This is a genomic window from Acinetobacter endophylla (genome assembly GCF_053543775.1).
The window spans coordinates 1-15,151 of sequence record NZ_JBLVOM010000017.1 but is presented as its reverse complement, the minus strand read 5'-3'; the positions used below and the strand labels follow the sequence as shown (position 1 = coordinate 15,151).

Annotated in this window: 15 protein-coding genes; 6 read left to right on the top strand and 9 right to left on the bottom strand. The window is 44.3% G+C overall.

What is annotated here, in order from left to right; translation table 11 throughout:
- Positions 1 to 2: 2 nt before the first annotated feature.
- The 3 genes from ACNPNW_RS02755 to ACNPNW_RS02745 form a co-directional block, all read right to left on the bottom strand.
- Positions 3 to 527 (bottom strand): protein tyrosine phosphatase family protein, encoded by a 525-nt coding sequence (locus ACNPNW_RS02755; protein WP_224216612.1) that lies wholly within the window; start codon positions 525 to 527, stop codon positions 3 to 5.
- A gap of 64 nt (positions 528 to 591) precedes the next feature.
- Positions 592 to 1,683 (bottom strand): 3-deoxy-7-phosphoheptulonate synthase, encoded by a 1,092-nt coding sequence (locus ACNPNW_RS02750; RefSeq protein WP_448766486.1) that lies wholly within the window; start codon positions 1,681 to 1,683, stop codon positions 592 to 594.
- 127 nt (positions 1,684 to 1,810) lie between these two features.
- Positions 1,811 to 2,701: a sulfite exporter TauE/SafE family protein gene (locus ACNPNW_RS02745; RefSeq protein ID WP_005097034.1), complete on the bottom strand. Its 891-nt coding sequence runs from the start codon at positions 2,699 to 2,701 to the stop codon at positions 1,811 to 1,813.
- Between the two features lie 389 nt (positions 2,702 to 3,090).
- Here ACNPNW_RS02745 and lpxB point away from each other — a divergent pair, with 389 nt between their 5' ends.
- The gene (gene lpxB, locus ACNPNW_RS02740) at positions 3,091 to 4,263 is read left to right on the top strand and encodes a lipid-A-disaccharide synthase (protein ID WP_448766485.1); all 1,173 of its coding nucleotides are present in this window, start codon (positions 3,091 to 3,093) and stop codon (positions 4,261 to 4,263) included.
- On the opposite strand, the gene ACNPNW_RS02735 is transcribed toward lpxB, so the two are convergent.
- Positions 4,252 to 5,202, bottom strand: a complete 951-nt coding sequence (locus tag ACNPNW_RS02735; protein ID WP_448766484.1) for a helix-turn-helix transcriptional regulator — start codon at positions 5,200 to 5,202, stop codon at positions 4,252 to 4,254. The two genes, lpxB and ACNPNW_RS02735, sit on opposite strands and share 12 nt — an antisense overlap.
- A 188-nt stretch (positions 5,203 to 5,390) precedes the next feature.
- Here ACNPNW_RS02735 and ACNPNW_RS02730 point away from each other — a divergent pair, with 188 nt between their 5' ends.
- Entirely contained in the window at positions 5,391 to 6,605 is a 1,215-nt protein-coding gene (locus tag ACNPNW_RS02730; RefSeq protein WP_374952744.1) for an alkane 1-monooxygenase, read from the top strand.
- A gap of 54 nt (positions 6,606 to 6,659) precedes the next feature.
- Here the strand turns inward: ACNPNW_RS02730 and ACNPNW_RS02725 are convergent, their stop codons facing one another.
- Positions 6,660 to 8,483, bottom strand: coding sequence for an acyl-CoA dehydrogenase (locus ACNPNW_RS02725; protein WP_448766488.1), 1,824 nt, complete (start codon positions 8,481 to 8,483; stop codon positions 6,660 to 6,662).
- A gap of 78 nt (positions 8,484 to 8,561) precedes the next feature.
- On the opposite strand from ACNPNW_RS02725, the gene ACNPNW_RS02720 reads away from it, so the two are divergent.
- The gene (locus ACNPNW_RS02720; protein ID WP_423090260.1) at positions 8,562 to 9,542 is read left to right on the top strand and encodes a GlxA family transcriptional regulator; all 981 of its coding nucleotides are present in this window, start codon (positions 8,562 to 8,564) and stop codon (positions 9,540 to 9,542) included.
- Positions 9,543 to 9,548: 6 nt separating this feature from the next.
- Here ACNPNW_RS02720 and ACNPNW_RS02715 read toward each other — a convergent pair whose 3' ends face one another.
- Both ACNPNW_RS02715 and ACNPNW_RS02710 read right to left on the bottom strand, forming a co-directional pair.
- On the bottom strand, positions 9,549 to 10,751 hold the full coding sequence (locus tag ACNPNW_RS02715; RefSeq protein ID WP_253146300.1) for an MFS transporter: 1,203 nt from the start codon (positions 10,749 to 10,751) through the stop codon (positions 9,549 to 9,551).
- Complete coding sequence (locus ACNPNW_RS02710) at positions 10,748 to 11,191, bottom strand: MarR family winged helix-turn-helix transcriptional regulator (RefSeq protein WP_423090261.1); 444 nt, start codon at positions 11,189 to 11,191, stop codon at positions 10,748 to 10,750. The genes ACNPNW_RS02715 and ACNPNW_RS02710 overlap by 4 nt, the downstream gene beginning before the upstream one ends.
- A gap of 265 nt (positions 11,192 to 11,456) precedes the next feature.
- On the opposite strand from ACNPNW_RS02710, the gene ACNPNW_RS02705 reads away from it, so the two are divergent.
- The 3 genes from ACNPNW_RS02705 to ACNPNW_RS02695 are packed head-to-tail and all read left to right on the top strand — an operon-like array spanning position 11,457 to position 14,020.
- Positions 11,457 to 12,902 carry a cytochrome ubiquinol oxidase subunit I gene (locus tag ACNPNW_RS02705; RefSeq protein WP_004280451.1) on the top strand — a complete coding sequence of 482 codons (1,446 nt, stop codon included), beginning with the start codon at positions 11,457 to 11,459 and terminating at the stop codon, positions 12,900 to 12,902.
- Positions 12,899 to 13,903: a cytochrome d ubiquinol oxidase subunit II gene (gene cydB / locus ACNPNW_RS02700; RefSeq protein ID WP_004280450.1), complete on the top strand. Its 1,005-nt coding sequence runs from the start codon at positions 12,899 to 12,901 to the stop codon at positions 13,901 to 13,903. The genes ACNPNW_RS02705 and cydB overlap by 4 nt, the downstream gene beginning before the upstream one ends.
- A gap of 9 nt (positions 13,904 to 13,912) precedes the next feature.
- Positions 13,913 to 14,020, top strand: coding sequence for a hypothetical protein (locus ACNPNW_RS02695; RefSeq protein ID WP_005246144.1), 108 nt, complete (start codon positions 13,913 to 13,915; stop codon positions 14,018 to 14,020).
- A gap of 86 nt (positions 14,021 to 14,106) precedes the next feature.
- Here ACNPNW_RS02695 and ACNPNW_RS02690 read toward each other — a convergent pair whose 3' ends face one another.
- Both ACNPNW_RS02690 and ACNPNW_RS02685 read right to left on the bottom strand, forming a co-directional pair.
- Positions 14,107 to 14,661 carry a thermonuclease family protein gene (locus ACNPNW_RS02690; protein WP_423090324.1) on the bottom strand — a complete coding sequence of 185 codons (555 nt, stop codon included), beginning with the start codon at positions 14,659 to 14,661 and terminating at the stop codon, positions 14,107 to 14,109.
- Between the two features lie 168 nt (positions 14,662 to 14,829).
- The coding region (locus tag ACNPNW_RS02685) for a type 2 periplasmic-binding domain-containing protein (RefSeq protein ID WP_527890960.1) at positions 14,830 to 15,151 on the bottom strand (322 nt) is incomplete at its 5' end.

The window sequence follows — 15,151 nt, the reverse complement described above, 5'->3', positions numbered from 1 at the left end:
AATCAAGCAAAATAATTTGGATTAATCAAGGAAAGTTCCAGTTCCTGCGTTGCTTTACGGCCTTGTAGCTGTAGGGCAACCGCATGCATTAAACCGGTCCAGGTTTCATTCGGTTCCCAGATCTGATGCAAGTGTTCTTGTGCTGTAGGCAAATCCATATCCATATAGTACTGACGATATAAATACATCAGACAGCTGACATGGTAGTTTTGCGAACAATGTACCCAGACCATTTGCTCTTTTACCAGATGATCGATCAGGTCCAGTACCAGCAGACATTGATTGTCTGAAGGGGTTTCCCAGGAAATTGGAACCTGAATATAGTTTAGTCCCAGCTCAAGGCAAATTTTATCTTCATGCGGCAGATACTGTTCGCTATCGGTCAGCGCCACATTGATGACTGTAGATACACCGTATTCTTTCATTAGCTGTAATTGGGCAGTGGTCGGTTGACCGGAGCTAAACAGATGTTCGTGTATGAACTGAAAATTCTCAATCTGGCTTAATGCCGTTTCAATATCATTCATCAGATAAATTTTCCTTGTTCTAGAAATGCAAACGCCATCTTGGCGATGGCGTTTGTCAGATCATTTAACGATTAGGTAAAATGTCTTTCAATGCCTCATGCATGTCGAGTAAGACTTTTTCAGTCGTTTCCCAGTCGATACAGCCATCCGTAACGGATTGACCGTATTCCATATCACTTAGGTTTGCAGGAATGTCCTGACGACCACCCTTAAGATGACTTTCTACCATAATACCAACAATTGACTTGTTTCCATCAAGAATTTGTTCGGAAATGTTTTTAAGTACAAGTGGTTGCAGGTACGGGTCTTTGTTAGAGTTGGCGTGGCTGGCATCAATCATGATCTTGGTGCTGACTTTGGCCTTGGCTAGAGCAGCTTCTGCATCGGCAACCGAGCCTGCATCGTAGTTCGGTTTGCCATTACCGCCACGCAGTACCACGTGAGCATAAGGATTGCCTGAAGTGCGAATCACAGCCACCTGACCCTGATCATTCAGACCGAGGAAGCTGTGACCATGTTTCACAGATTGCATCGCATTGGTCGCGACCGTTAAACCGCCGTCAGTACCATTTTTAAAGCCGACTGGTGAAGAAAGACCAGAAGACATTTCACGATGGGTCTGGCTTTCTGTGGTACGTGCACCAATCGCTGACCATGAAATCAGGTCTTGGTAATACTGTGGCGAGTTTGGATCAAGTGCTTCAGTCGCACATGGCAAGCCCATTTCATTCAGTTCAAGTAACAGCTTGCGACCGATACGCAGACCTTTTTCGATATTGAACGAGTCGTTCATATCCGGATCGTTGATCAGGCCTTTCCAGCCCACTGTGGTACGTGGTTTTTCAAAATAAACCCGCATCACGATGTATAAGCTGTCTTTAACTTTTTCGCTTAACGCTTTTAAGCGTTCAGCATATTCGTGTGCAGCCGCAGGATCATGAATAGAACAGGGGCCGATGACAACGAACAGGCGTTTGTCTTCACCATCCAGGATTTTACGAATCGTTTCACGACCATGCAGTACGGTTTGATAAGCAGTTTCAGTCAAAGGTAATTCTGCTTTAAGCTCAGCAGGGGTTACCAAAGGAATCATGCTGTGGATATTCACGTCATCAATATCTGATGCTGAAATGGGATTTGACTGTTGTGTATTCATTGCCGTCACTGGTTCGATCATACAAAAGGTTGTTTAATAGCCCGAATATAACATGAATGATGCGTCACTTTGTTATAAAAAAGATGAATACTTCTTTGAAAAAAAAGTGATGAATCGCATAGTTAAATTAAACGGACTGGGAATTCTGGCTCATGACGACCATCGCTGTTTCGGCAGGTTGAGCCGGTTTTGATTTTACAGGGTTAAGCATGAAATTCAGGCCGAGCCCAAATAAGGTAATGCCTAAAATTTTGCGAATCAGTTTTTCTGGCATCCGTGAACTGAGTAAAGTGCCGACAATAATCGCTGGAATAGAACCCACCAATAACCACATGAGCAGCATGAAATCGACATTGCCTGATGACATATGCCCCAAGCCTGCAACCAGCGTCAGTAACACCGCATGCACCACGTCTGAGCCAATGATACGAATCATCGGCAGATTCGGGAACATCACCACTAAAGCCATGATGCCAAATGCGCCGGCCCCCACTGAAGAGAGGGTGACAAAGATGCCCAAGATAACGCCCATAATCATGATAGCGATGCGCTTTTCTTTGGCTTGCAGTTTTACTTTTTCCAGATCCTGCGTCATATCTGGCAGTTCTTGTTTTCGGTATTTGTTGAAAAGATTTTCGATCTGGGTGCGAAACAGAATAGACAAGCCGGTAATGGTCAGCATAAAGCCCAATACCATGGTCAGGACAGCCTTATAATGCGTTGATTGGCTTAAATAGTTGTCGAGTACCCAATGCGTTGCAAAAGACGCTGGAATACTGCCCACTGCCAGCCAGATCACAATCGGCCAGACAATATTCATTTTTTTGGCATGCACAAAAGAACCGCAGAATTTTGAAATCGCGGCATAGAGCAGATCAGTACCAATTGCAATGTGGGGTTCAATCCGGAATAGGCTGATCAGAATGGGTGTCATCAATGAGCCACCACCGACACCGGTTACTCCAACACAAAAACCTACCAATACACCTGCTAAAATAAACTCAATCGGACCAAACATGCATATATGCCAAAATCAAAAAACGTGGATATCTTATGACTTTTGGATATAAGTCGTTGTCTTGATTATTGATTTACTTATGCATAAAAAAGATAAAGCACTGGGCTTAAAATTAAATGAAGTTTCATGTTCATCCTCTCTATAGAAAATAACGTGAAAGACCGGTCACTTATTTTAAAGGACACTTTGATCTGCCTGAAAATGAAGATGAATCAGGAAAACCACTTCAATAGAAAAAATCATCAGGGAAGATCAGACGTCGGCTAAGTAATTCTAAAGCATACCTTTCTTAAAATATAAGATGCTCACTGCTTATTCAGGCATAAACCCAGCTTTATGTTAGAATTACGATTAAATACAGTTCAATACGGATCTGAGAGGGAACTCACTTGCTAAATCGAAAACTAAAAATTGGAATCGTGGTCGGTGAGGTCTCTGGAGATACGCTTGGCGCAAAGTTGATTCGCCGTTTTCGTGAGCAAGGGATTGATGCCGAATTTGAAGGCATCGGTGGTCCACAAATGATCGCAGAAGGCTTTAAAAGCTATTATCCGATGGATGTTTTATCGGTGATGGGCATTGTTGAAGTTCTCAAGGATATTAAAAAACTCTTTGCTGTACGTGATGGGCTGGTCGAAACTTGGACTAAAAACCCTGTCGATATTTTTATTGGTATAGATGCACCTGATTTTAACCTGCGCCTGTCGAAAACCATTAAACAAAAACAGTTGCCGATGAAGACCGTGCAATATGTCAGTCCTTCCGTCTGGGCATGGCGTCAGGGACGTGTGCATGGTATTAAGGCCAACATTGATCTTGTGCTGTGTTTATTCCCATTCGAAAAAACCTTCTTTAAAAAATGGGATGTGCCAGCCGCTTTTGTTGGTCATCCTCTGGCCAGTCAGTTGCCGCTTGAAAATCCGATTATCGATGCTAAACAAGAACTGAATCTTGATCCGAATCAGAAGCATATTGCACTATTACCGGGAAGTCGCCGCGGTGAGATTGAACGTTTGGGGCCTTTGGTTCTGGATGCAGCCAAGATTCTGCATCAGAAATATCCGGACTATACTTTCCTGATTCCGGCAATTAATGAGGCGCGCAAGCAACAGATAGAACGCTTGCTGGCGACTTATCCTGAAGGTCTAAAGGTTCAAATCCGCTTGCTGGAAAACAGCGGTACCGAGTCAAAAATCGGCCGTCAGGTCATGAATGCATCCAATATTATTGCGCTGGCGTCAGGTACTGCGACATTGGAAGCGATGTTATTACATCGTCCGATGGTGACTTTCTATAAGCTGAATTGGTTGACTTATCATGTGGTGAAATTTCTCATCAAAATTCCTTATTATTCGCTACCAAATATCATTGCCGGCAAAAAAGTCATTCAGGAGCTGATTCAAGCCGATGCTACGCCTGAAAAGCTGGCGGCTGAAATTGAAAAACTGATGAATATTGAAACTGCACAAATTCAGGTGATGCAGCATATCACCATGCATAAGCAGCTATTGTCTGGTAATAGCGAAGACCCGGTCAAAGCCGTGCTCGCGCTAATCCAGTAATTTGACATTATTGTTCTGACAATTCAGCCGGTACTGGGTGGGCGTCTGTTCAAACTGCTTTTTAAAACTTTGACTGAAGGCCGTCTCGGATGAATAACCAACGCCATGTGCGATCTGCTGAATACTGAATCCGCTATTTCGCAAATATTGTGCCGCCAGTCGCAGGCGATGCTGTTGTAAATAAGCCAGTGGCGGCTCACCAACAATCTGGGTAAAGAGCTGGGCAAATTTGGAACGTGACATATGACATTGCTCAGCCAGACTTTCTACGGTCCAGAACTGCTCAGGTTTGCCATGAATTGCAGCCAGTGCATTGGACAGTTCCGGATGCGAGAGCGCATTCAGCCAGCTCGAGGCATTTTCCAGATTTAAAATATAATCCCGCACACATTCAATCAGTAAAATACTGACCAGATGATCCAGAATCTTGTCACGTCCCGGCCGCATCTGCTGGGTTTCCAGCGCCAGAAACTGCAAACCGACCTGTAACCATTCCGGTGCGGTGTCGCCCAGAATATGCTGAATATGCAGGTATTTAGGTAAGGCACTTAAAAGAGGTTTGGCCATCTGGATATCCAGGCTGGAACGAATGGCCAGTATGAAACTATGCTCCGCCGAATTTTCCCGATTGAGATCAATACATTGCTGAGCATTGCTCTGGAAATAAGGATTAATCGCATGGTGCTCAGAAAAATCGGCATTGTCTGGGCAGGAAACATGATGGGCAGAACCTGCAGGTAATAGCACCAGATCACCTTGCTGCAGCTCCAGCCGATCACCATTCATAAACTTTAATTGGGCCTGTCCCTGTAACAGGATATAGGCCAGCATAAAAGGCTCATGCTGATAATCAAAGCCGCCTGGATGAAATACATTCAGATAAAGATATTCCGATTTTTCCAGATGAATATCATCAAAAATTTTACTTAAAGCATCCATGCCTAACTCTATTCTTCTGTTTTATTTCATGTAATTGACTATAAATTTTTTAACTTTGTGATTTTAGGCCAGAATTTGGCAGCATGTGCCAAAGACGCTGACATAGCTTTTCTGGACGTTGAATACTGTTCGCGGCTGCTGAAATATTCAACTATAAGTGCAGAGTAACATAAAAAAGGAAGGTCGCAATGAATGCCCCTGCACAAATCCAGAAAGCGCAGTTTACGCAGGAAGCGTCGGCACTAAAAGGTGTAAAGCTGGATAAAAAACGTTTTGGCTGGTTACTCAGCCCAGGTCTGCCTGTAATCGGAATGGGAATTCTGGCCGGTTATCATTTTGGTCCTAAAGCCACTCAAAAAGTCTTTGCGATGGGCGGGCCTTTATTATTGCATGTCATCATTCCGACATTGGATGCTCTGATTGGCGATGATGCCAATAATCCAAATGATGAGCAGATCAAGGCACTGGTTAACGATCCTTATTATGACCGCATTGTAAAAGCATTTATTCCCTTACAAATGGCAGCCAATGCCTTTGCTGGCTATGTCGTAAGTCGCCCAAATATGTCTTTGCTAGATCAGGTATTGCTGGGAGTTTCTATGGGTGCGATTAATGGTGTGGGGGTGAATACCGCACATGAACTCAGCCATCGTCCCCAGAAAAAAGACCATTACTGGTCTCATGCCAGCCTGATGCCTTTGGGCTATAACCATTTCCGGATCGAACATCCTTATGGACATCATAAACGGGTAGCCACGCCTGAAGATCCGGCATCTTCAAAAATGGGTGAATCTTTTTACCGCTTCTGGCCACGTACCGTAATAGGTGGATTAAAATCTGCAATCCAGATTGAAAAAAGACGGCTCGAGCGTAAAGGACTGAAATTCTTTAATCAGGAAAATGAGCTGTTTCATGGTTGGGCCATGAGTGCCGGCTATCATGCCTTGATGCTAAAGGCGTATGGCAAGAAAATTATTCCTTATACACTGACACAGGCATTTTATGGCGTTAGCCTGTTTGAGATTGTGAATTATATCGAGCACTACGGACTGAAACGTGGACAGAAAGCGGATGGCAGTTATGAGCGAACCTTGCCGGAACATAGCTGGAATAACAACAATATCGTAACTAATCTGTTTTTGTATCAGTTACAACGCCATTCTGATCATCATGCTTTTCCAAGCCGTCCATTTCAGGCGTTGCGGCATTTTGATGAAGCGCCAGAATTACCCAGCGGTTATGCAACCATGCTGATTCCAGCCTTGATTCCACCTTTATGGTACAAAATCATGGATCAGCGGGTATATCAGCACTATCAGGGCGATTTAAGTAAGGCTAATATCTTGCCTTCCAAGCGTGCCAAGCTATTTAAAAAATTTGGTGTAAATAACTCTACAGCTTAATGAATTACAAAATAAAAATGCGCCGATAAAGGCGCATTTTTTGATTAATTCTGCCTAGAACCAGTCGGCTTGCATATTCAGGCAAGTATCATCCAGATGCATCAGTAATTTGGCCTGATGTTCAATTTCAGGGAGTTCCCAGCGAATAAAATATTGAGCTGCCTGAATTTTCCCTGCCAGAAAAGTCTGATCTTCTGCCTGCGAAGATGTGCCAAACTTGAGTTGAGCCTGATTCGCCATTTCCAGCCATAGCCAGGCTAGGATGGTCTTACCCATCATATCCAGATACAGGCCTGAATTGGCCAAAGCTTCGCTGACTTTGCCTTGATGCAAGGCCTGGCCTAAAATCTGTGTAGTCTTTTGCACAGTGGCAAGATGCTGTTTATAGATCTTTGCGAGTTCCACTATCTTAGGTTCATGAATCTCTGACAAGGTCTTCTGGATGCGCTGCATGAGCAGATTGAGCCCTTTGCCATTATGCTGCCAGAGTTTACGTCCCAGCAGATCCAGAGATTGAATGCCGTAAGTTCCTTCATGAATCGGATTGAGCCGGTTATCACGGTAACATTGCTCCACCGGATATTCACGAGTATAACCCGCGCCGCCCAGGACCTGAATAGCCAGATCATTGGCTTTCGGACCATAGGCAGAAGGGAAAGATTTGACCACCGGGGTGATGAGATCAAGCAGAATTGCACTATCTTCATCTTGAGCTGCCTGAAGTTCATCAATTAATCGGGCTGCAAATAAGCAAAGTGCCAGCGAACCTTCTACATATGACTTTTGCGCCAGTAGCATGCGTTTGACATCGGTATGTTCAATGATATTTACTGGTTTCGAGTCAGGTGTTTTTTCATGAACTGGCCGGCCTTGCGGACGGTTTTTAGCATAATCCAGAGATTCCAGATAGCCACGATAACCAATCATGGCTGCGCCCAGACCGACACCCACACGTGCTTCATTCATCATCTTGAACATATATTTTAAGCCATGACCGGGTTCACCAATTAAATAGCCTAAGCAATTATCATTTTCTCCAAAGCTTAAAACTGTAGATGTAGTACCTCGATAGCCCATTTTGTGCAGTAAGCCAGCCAGCTGTACATCATTAGCTTCACCGAGTGAACCATCCTCGTTAGTTTTGAATTTTGGTACGATAAACAGGGAAATTCCTTTCACGCCTTGCGGCGCATCCTGAATCCGCGCCAAGACCAGATGCACAATATTTTCGCTAATGTCCTGATCGCCACCCGAAATAAACATTTTCTGGCCTTTAATTTTATAAATTCCATCTGCCTGAGGAATGGCTTTAGTGGTCAGATCGCCCAAAGAGGAACCTACATTCGGCTCTGTCATGGCCATGGTGCCAGCAAAGCGGCCACTCAACATATGCGGTAGGAATATTTGCTTTTGTTTTGGGGAGGCAAAAGCCTGTATCAGGTTCGCCGCAGCGGCCGTTAGAAAAGAATAAGCCACGGTGGACGGATTGGCCGACATAAAATAAGCATTGCAGGCCATATTCACCAAAGTGGGCAGTTGCATGCCACCATCTGCATAATCATGCTGGGCGCAAAGCAGGCCGGCATTGGCAAACTGTTGCCAGGCTGTCTTCACTTCATCAATGGTTTTGATCTGTTTGCCGTCAAAGTTCGGTTCATGCTGATCAGCTTTGGCATTATGCGGCGCAAAATAATCGGTCGCGATACCTTTTGCCGTTTCCAGAATACTGTCGAAAGTATTTTTGTCATGATCCTGATAGCGTTGCAGTTTAGTCAGCGCTTCAAGTTTGAATACGTCATAAAGCTGGAAATGCAGATCTTTATCATTAATCAGTTGGGTCACGGTACTGTCCTGAATGTGCAATCCTTGAGATAGCATCAAGACTAGCAGTTGCTTTTATTGAGGAGGATTGTCAATAATGACATGAATCGGGTGAAAAGTGACAAATAAAAAAATATGCAAGATGTGGTGATTTTAGGCTTTGATGGGGCACTGGCTTCGGCCATTACGGGCGTGGTCGATTTATTTGCCATGGCTGGCGTAAGCTGGAACCGGATCCAGCAGCAGGATGTACAGCGCCTGTTTAAGGTGAGTATCGCCAGTCCGGATGGACACCCGATTCGGTGTATCAATGGGCTGCAGTTGCAGGCACATGTTTCTTATCAAGAGATTCAAACTGCAGATATTCTGGTGGTACCGACCATCGCTGCACCAATTCAGGATGTATTGCAACAAAATCCAGAACTGATTCATTTTTTAAAATCTGCACATGCAGATGCGACTTTAATTGCAGGAAACTGTACCGGAAATTTTTTTCTGGCAGAAGCAGGTATTTTAGATGACCGAATTGCAACAACACATTGGGGTTTTCAGGACATGTTTCGTTCACGCTATCCTAAGGTGAAACTGAATGCCGATCTGATGATTAGCCGGGATCAAAATATCTATTGTGCGGGCGGAGGCCTGGCCTGGTTTGACCTGGGGTTGCATCTGATTGAGCGCTTTTATGGCTTTGAGGTGGCCATGCAATCGGCTAAATCTTTTGTAATTGATTACCGCCGTGATAGCCAGTTGTCTTATTCATTGCTGAATATTGGCCAGCCGCACCATGATGAACTGGTACAAAAAATCCAGAACTGGCTAGAGCAGCATTTTCATGAAGATTTTAGTTTGAACCAGCTGGCAGAGCAGTTTAATGTGACTGGCCGAACCCTGATTCGACGCTTTAAACAAGCCTTAGACATACCGCCCAATCAGTATTTACAAGCGATCCGGATTGAAGCCGCACGTAAACGACTGGAAGAAACCGATCAAGCTGTGGATGTGATTATGCAAAATGTCGGCTATCAGGATCCAAGTTCATTCCGCCGTTTATTTCATAAAAAAACCGGTCTGACGCCGTTGGAATATCGGCGCCGGTTTAGTCGGCGCTTTTAAAAGCTTTTAATGAGAAGGCTGTACTTTTCCTGCTTTACGGCCATGCAGAAGGTAATACCAGGCCAGACAGCTTAGGGTGAGCAGCGCCGAGAACAGATAAAGCTGGCGGTAACCAATCTGGTCCAGCAGCATACCCAGAAAATACGGGCCAAAACCAAGACCGGCATCCAGGGCAATAAAGAAGGTTGAGGTAGCAAGCCCCATACGCTGCAATGTCGTACTTTTCACCGCAATGGTTTGACACACTGACTGGATATTCCCAAAACCAAAACCAAGCAAGGCAGCACTGGCAAGTAACATCACAGAGTTTTGCGCCTGACTGAGGAGCAATATCCCCAGTGCCATAATCACAATGGCAGGATAGATAATGATATTTTCGCCTTTACGGTCCATGAGCGGGCCGGTAAAAGGACGCGAAAGCAAAATGGCAAAGGCATACATTAAGAAAAAGAATGATGCTGCTTCGACCAGATTAATGTCTTTGGCATAAAAATGAATAAAGGACAGTACACCTGAATAAGAAGTAGCCACCAGCAGTACAATCAGTGCAATCGGTAGGGCATTCGGTTCAATATACTGAGCCAGTTTACTGGTGCTTTGCGAAGTAGAATCTGCTGACGAATGACCTGCCTTAAGGCGTGGTGGCTGGATGAACAAGCCACAAATCAGGCAGCTGAGCGCAACGATACTGGTAAAGATGAAAATTACCTGATAATTAAAATTTGTCATCAGCCAGATTCCGGCAAAGGGACCAATCGCTGTGCCGAGGGTGCTGCTCATGCTGAAATATCCAATTCCTTCACCACGTCGTGTGGCAGGAATGGTCTGTGCAATCACTGTACCCAGTACAGTAGAAGCCATACCCATCATAAAACCGTGTATCAGACGGATGCCTAGTAAAACTTCCAGCTTGGCCGGAATCATATACAGTCCGGAAAAGAGAAGAAAACCAGTCAAACCAATAACGAGCGTATTTTTTAGGCCCAGACGATTCAGTAATTTCCCGATCAATAACCGTCCGAATAGGGTGCCGACAATAAACAGGCCTGATACCAGACCGGCTTGCGCAGTCGAAGCACCTAGCTCAGCCACCGAGTAGCCGACGATGACAATCACCAGCAGATAGAACACCAGAACCAGCTGGAAATTCACCAGACTGATCAGGATAAAATTGGGCGTCCATAAAGGCGCTTCTTGTTCTTGGCTCATTGAGGTCTGTCCTGAGATGAGGGATATAACTGCTGAATGAGTTGTATCAAGGTATTTTTGCTGCCTTCAAGATCATCTGATGCAATGTGCTCAAGCAACTGATCTTCAAATGCATCGATCTGGGTGGAACACATGGCAAAGGTCTCGATTCCTTGCTCACTCAGCTTGAACAGCTTTTGACGTTTGTCTTCAGTTTCGAGTTGGGCAATCAGATCGAGTTCAACCAGTTGCTGAATCCGCTTGGTAATACCGGGCTTGGATACATTGAGATAACTGGAAATATCTGCCAGCGTGCATTGTTGCTTTGACTGGATGACGTATAACACCTGCCATAAAGAATAATTCAATTGTGATGACAACAAGATCGTATTGATCTCATCGCTCATCAGTCGTGCGCAGCGTAATAACAGCGTACGAAGTCGGGGAGATTCGGAAAACATATGGTTAGTTAACCTGGGTAACTAAATTTGGGCCTAATTTACGCCTGTTTTATCTAAAGCTCAAGAGGAGAGTTTTAAAAATTATTCAGAGTAATATTTTCTTTATCAGCAAGAGTTACATAGTTTAACCTGATTAAAAAATAATCAACAAAAGACTACATACTTTTTATAACAGCCACGCCTAAGCTAGCCATGTCACTAGAAAAATTCATGACTTAAAAATTGAAGGGCAAAGATGCCAAATAACAATGCATAGGTGAAGCTTATGACTCTGGGTTTAACTGCATTAGAGTTAGCACGAATACAGTTCGCCTTTACTGTATCTTTTCATATCATTTTTCCGGCAATTTCTATTGGCTTGGCCAGCTTTCTGGCCATTCTGGAATGGCGCTGGCTCAAAACCCAAAATCCGATTTTTCAGGATCTATTCAAATTCTGGGTGAAAATTTTCGCTGTGGCATTCGGGATGGGTGTCGTCTCTGGTGTGGTCATGAGCTACCAGTTTGGAACCAACTGGAGTGAGTTTTCCCGGGTGGCAGGCAGCGTGACTGGACCTTTATTGGCCTATGAAGTACTCACCGCTTTCTTTCTGGAAGCGGGCTTTCTGGGCATCATGTTATTTGGCTGGGGGCGAGTGGGACCAAAGGCGCACTTTTTCTCGACCTTGATGGTTGCGATAGGCACCTGTATTTCCATGTTCTGGATTCTATCGTCCAATAGCTGGATGCAGACCCCACAAGGCTTTGCGATTGAAAATGGCCTGATTGTGCCGCAAGATTGGCTTGCTATCGTGTTTAACCCATCTTTCCCTTATCGTCTGGCCCATATGGCCATGGCTGCCTTTCTGGTTTCCGCCTTACTGGTCGCTGCTACAGCCGCATGGCATCTGATCAAAGGCCGTCGTGATGCACTGGTCAAGACCTCATTTTCCATGGCGATGTGGCTGCTTCTAGTACTAGCACCTTTACAGGTCATCGTCGGTGATATGCACGGTATTAATACCCTTGAGCATCAGCCAGCAAAACTTGCAGCTATGGAAGGACACTGGGAAACCAATCATGATGAAGGCATGCCCTTATACCTCTTTGGTATTCCAGATATGGAAGCCGAAGAAACCAAATATGCAGTCGCAATTCCCAACTTGGGTAGCCTGATTTTAACCCACTCGATGGATGGCAAGGTTACGGGACTTAAAGACTTTGCACCTGAAGACCGGCCGAATTCACTGGTGGTGTTCTGGAGCTTCCGAATTATGGTTGGACTCGGCGTGCTGATGTTGTTACTGGCATTATGGGGAGCGTGGGCACGTACCCGAGGCCGTTTTTATGAATCCCGTGCATTGCACCGATTCGCCTTGATTATGGGACCTTCTGGATTTATTGCCATGCTGGCGGGATGGTTTACCACAGAAGTCGGCCGTCAGCCTTGGGTGGTATACGGCATCATGCGTACCAAGGATGCATTGTCACCGGTTTCTGCTGAACAGGTGGGGCTGACCCTAATTATTTTTGTAGTCGTCTACTGTGTGGTATTTGGTATCGGAATTTACTACATGTTGCGCCTGATGCACAAAGGCCCGGATTTTATTCATACCCGACCAGATCATGAATCAGATAGCGATGTAGTTCAGGCTTCACGCCGACCATTAAGTAGTATTCGCGAACGTATCGAAGAAGTTCCTGAACAACCGGATCAGGAGGATAAAAAATGATTGATTTATCATTAATCTGGATTGTGATTATTGGTTTGGGTGTATTGATTTATACTATTCTTGATGGTTTCGATCTGGGCATCGGCATCTTGTTTCCTTTCTTTCCGCATCAGGATGAACGTGATGTCATGATGAATACCGTGGCTCCGGTCTGGGATGGCAATGAAACCTGGATGGTATTGGGCGGTGCAGGATTGTTTGCAGCTTTCCCACTCGCTTACTCGACCGTACTCTCGGCGCTGTATATGCCAATTATTCTGATGGTGATTGCCTTGATTTTCCGCGGCGTGGCTTTTGAATTCCGCTTCAAGGCCAACCGCAGCAAACATTGGTGGGACAAAGCTTTTATCGGTGGTTCTGCAATCACCAGTTTCCTGCAAGGCATGATTTTAGGGGCTTATATTCAGGGCATTGAAACTCGAAATGGTGTTTATGTTGGTGGGGGGCTGGACTGGCTCACTCCATTCAGTATTTTCACCGGAATCAGTGTGGTGGTGCTCTATGCGGCATTGGGATGTGGCTGGCTGATCTATAAAACTGGAGATGACTTACAGGATCGAATGTTTAAACTGATGCCTAAGCTGATTATGGCCTTGCTGATCATATTGGGTGCTGTCAGTATTTATACGCCGTTGACTCATCCACAGATTGCCGAACGCTGGTTCAGTCAGCCACAATTTACCTATTTTATGCCAGTTCCAGTTCTGGTTCTGCTATTTACCTGGCTGGCCTTACGTGCCTGTAAAAGACGCAGTGAATTAGGCCCATTTACCTATATGCTTGTTCTGGTTTTCCTTGCCTATACCGGATTCTTGATAAGTTTATGGCCATATATTATTCCGCCAAGCGTAACAATCTGGCAGGCAGCAGCGCATGAAAATAGCCAGCTATTTGCCTTGATTGGAGCCTTGATCCTGATTCCAATTATTGTGATTTATACCGGTATGTCCTATTGGGTATTCCGGCATAAGGTCAGGGTCGGCGATGATGGCTATCATTAAGGAGTGGTCATGAAAGGCAAACAGGTATTATGGTTTGTAGGATTATGGCTGGCAGGATTTTTAACGCTGGCCCTGATTGCCGGCGCATTCCGCTTTCTAGTGCATTTGGCTTATTAAATTAGTAAAACTAAAAAATGAAAAAAGTGATCTGAATGTCCTGATCACTTTTTTTTATTTGCAATTTATCTTTGATAAAACCAAATTTACGATTTTACCTGCTTACGATAAACACTTGGACGTATAGGACGGCTACTTTTCCAAAGACCTTTTTTCTGTTTCTTGGCTTTATTTTGCAGTTCCATCATATAGCGTAAATGGTTTTTATCCTTGATATATTCTTCATAGACCCACGCTGCACCACGTTTGACAATCTCTTCATTGATATTTTTGCGATAGCGATAGACCACACCGACACAGCGGCCATAACGGTCAATATCGGTAATCTTGACCCGAACCATTTTATTATTCACCATGCTTTTGACCAGACGTTGCGATTCTTTACCATATGCTTGCGATGATTCAGGGGCATCAACGAAGGCAAAGCGCAATTTAGTCTCAGAGCGACGAATATTAAAACGGTAGCAGGTGAGGGTATCACCATCACTTACGGCTTTTACACGGCACCAGTATTTTTTGCCTTTCTTAAAAGGGCGGAAAACATCTTTTAAATAAACTGTAATTTTATGCAGCAGATAATACGAAAAACACAGCAGTACGAGGCCCAGCACAATTTGCCAGGTGGTGGAGAGATTTAACAAAGGCAAGATCCAAATCAGCAAAAACCAGCTGTAAAATCACAGCTAAAAGTCGAGCCATTTTAGAGCAACGCCAGTAGATCTACGGATTAAAAGCTAATCACTCAGTGTTTAGTTTTGTACCGACTAACTAAAATAGCCTAAGCAAACTTGCATTCCTTTATAAATAGCCTAAGCAAAAATTTTATAAATTTCATTTCTCAAAAATTGATGTCTCTTATTCTCTTGCAAATCCTTATGCCAATATATCCCCATATTAATTTTCGGCAGTTCCACAGGGACTTCAAAAATATTTAGACTGGTAGCCAATTGTAAATGTACCAATACATTTTTAGGAATAGTCAGCATAGCTGTCTTTTGTTGTTCCAAAATTTGCAGAGCAGTTGAGTAATGCTGACAGCGTAAAAAAATCTGTCGTGAATATTGTTTACGGCTTAAATAAATATCCTCAACTAAAACGCCAGTACGGCGTGATGACACGCCAATATGAGGC

Excerpts from the sequence above, each read along its gene's own strand:
- cydB (WP_004280450.1), top strand. The coding sequence starts at position 12,899 with ATGATTGATTTATCATTAATCTGGATTGTGATTATTGGTTTGGGTGTA.
- ACNPNW_RS02720 (WP_423090260.1), top strand. The coding sequence starts at position 8,562 with ATGCAAGATGTGGTGATTTTAGGCTTTGATGGGGCACTGGCTTCGGCC.
- ACNPNW_RS02725 (WP_448766488.1), bottom strand. The coding sequence starts at position 8,483 with ATGCTATCTCAAGGATTGCACATTCAGGACAGTACCGTGACCCAACTG.
- ACNPNW_RS02705 (WP_004280451.1), top strand. The coding sequence starts at position 11,457 with ATGACTCTGGGTTTAACTGCATTAGAGTTAGCACGAATACAGTTCGCC.
- ACNPNW_RS02745 (WP_005097034.1), bottom strand. The coding sequence starts at position 2,701 with ATGTTTGGTCCGATTGAGTTTATTTTAGCAGGTGTATTGGTAGGTTTT.
- ACNPNW_RS02730 (WP_374952744.1), top strand. The coding sequence starts at position 5,391 with ATGAATGCCCCTGCACAAATCCAGAAAGCGCAGTTTACGCAGGAAGCG.
- ACNPNW_RS02715 (WP_253146300.1), bottom strand. The coding sequence starts at position 10,751 with ATGAGCCAAGAACAAGAAGCGCCTTTATGGACGCCCAATTTTATCCTG.
- ACNPNW_RS02735 (WP_448766484.1), bottom strand. The coding sequence starts at position 5,202 with ATGGATGCTTTAAGTAAAATTTTTGATGATATTCATCTGGAAAAATCG.
- ACNPNW_RS02750 (WP_448766486.1), bottom strand. The coding sequence starts at position 1,683 with ATGAATACACAACAGTCAAATCCCATTTCAGCATCAGATATTGATGAC.
- ACNPNW_RS02695 (WP_005246144.1), top strand. The coding sequence starts at position 13,913 with ATGAAAGGCAAACAGGTATTATGGTTTGTAGGATTATGGCTGGCAGGA.
- ACNPNW_RS02755 (WP_224216612.1), bottom strand. The coding sequence starts at position 527 with ATGAATGATATTGAAACGGCATTAAGCCAGATTGAGAATTTTCAGTTC.
- ACNPNW_RS02710 (WP_423090261.1), bottom strand. The coding sequence starts at position 11,191 with ATGTTTTCCGAATCTCCCCGACTTCGTACGCTGTTATTACGCTGCGCA.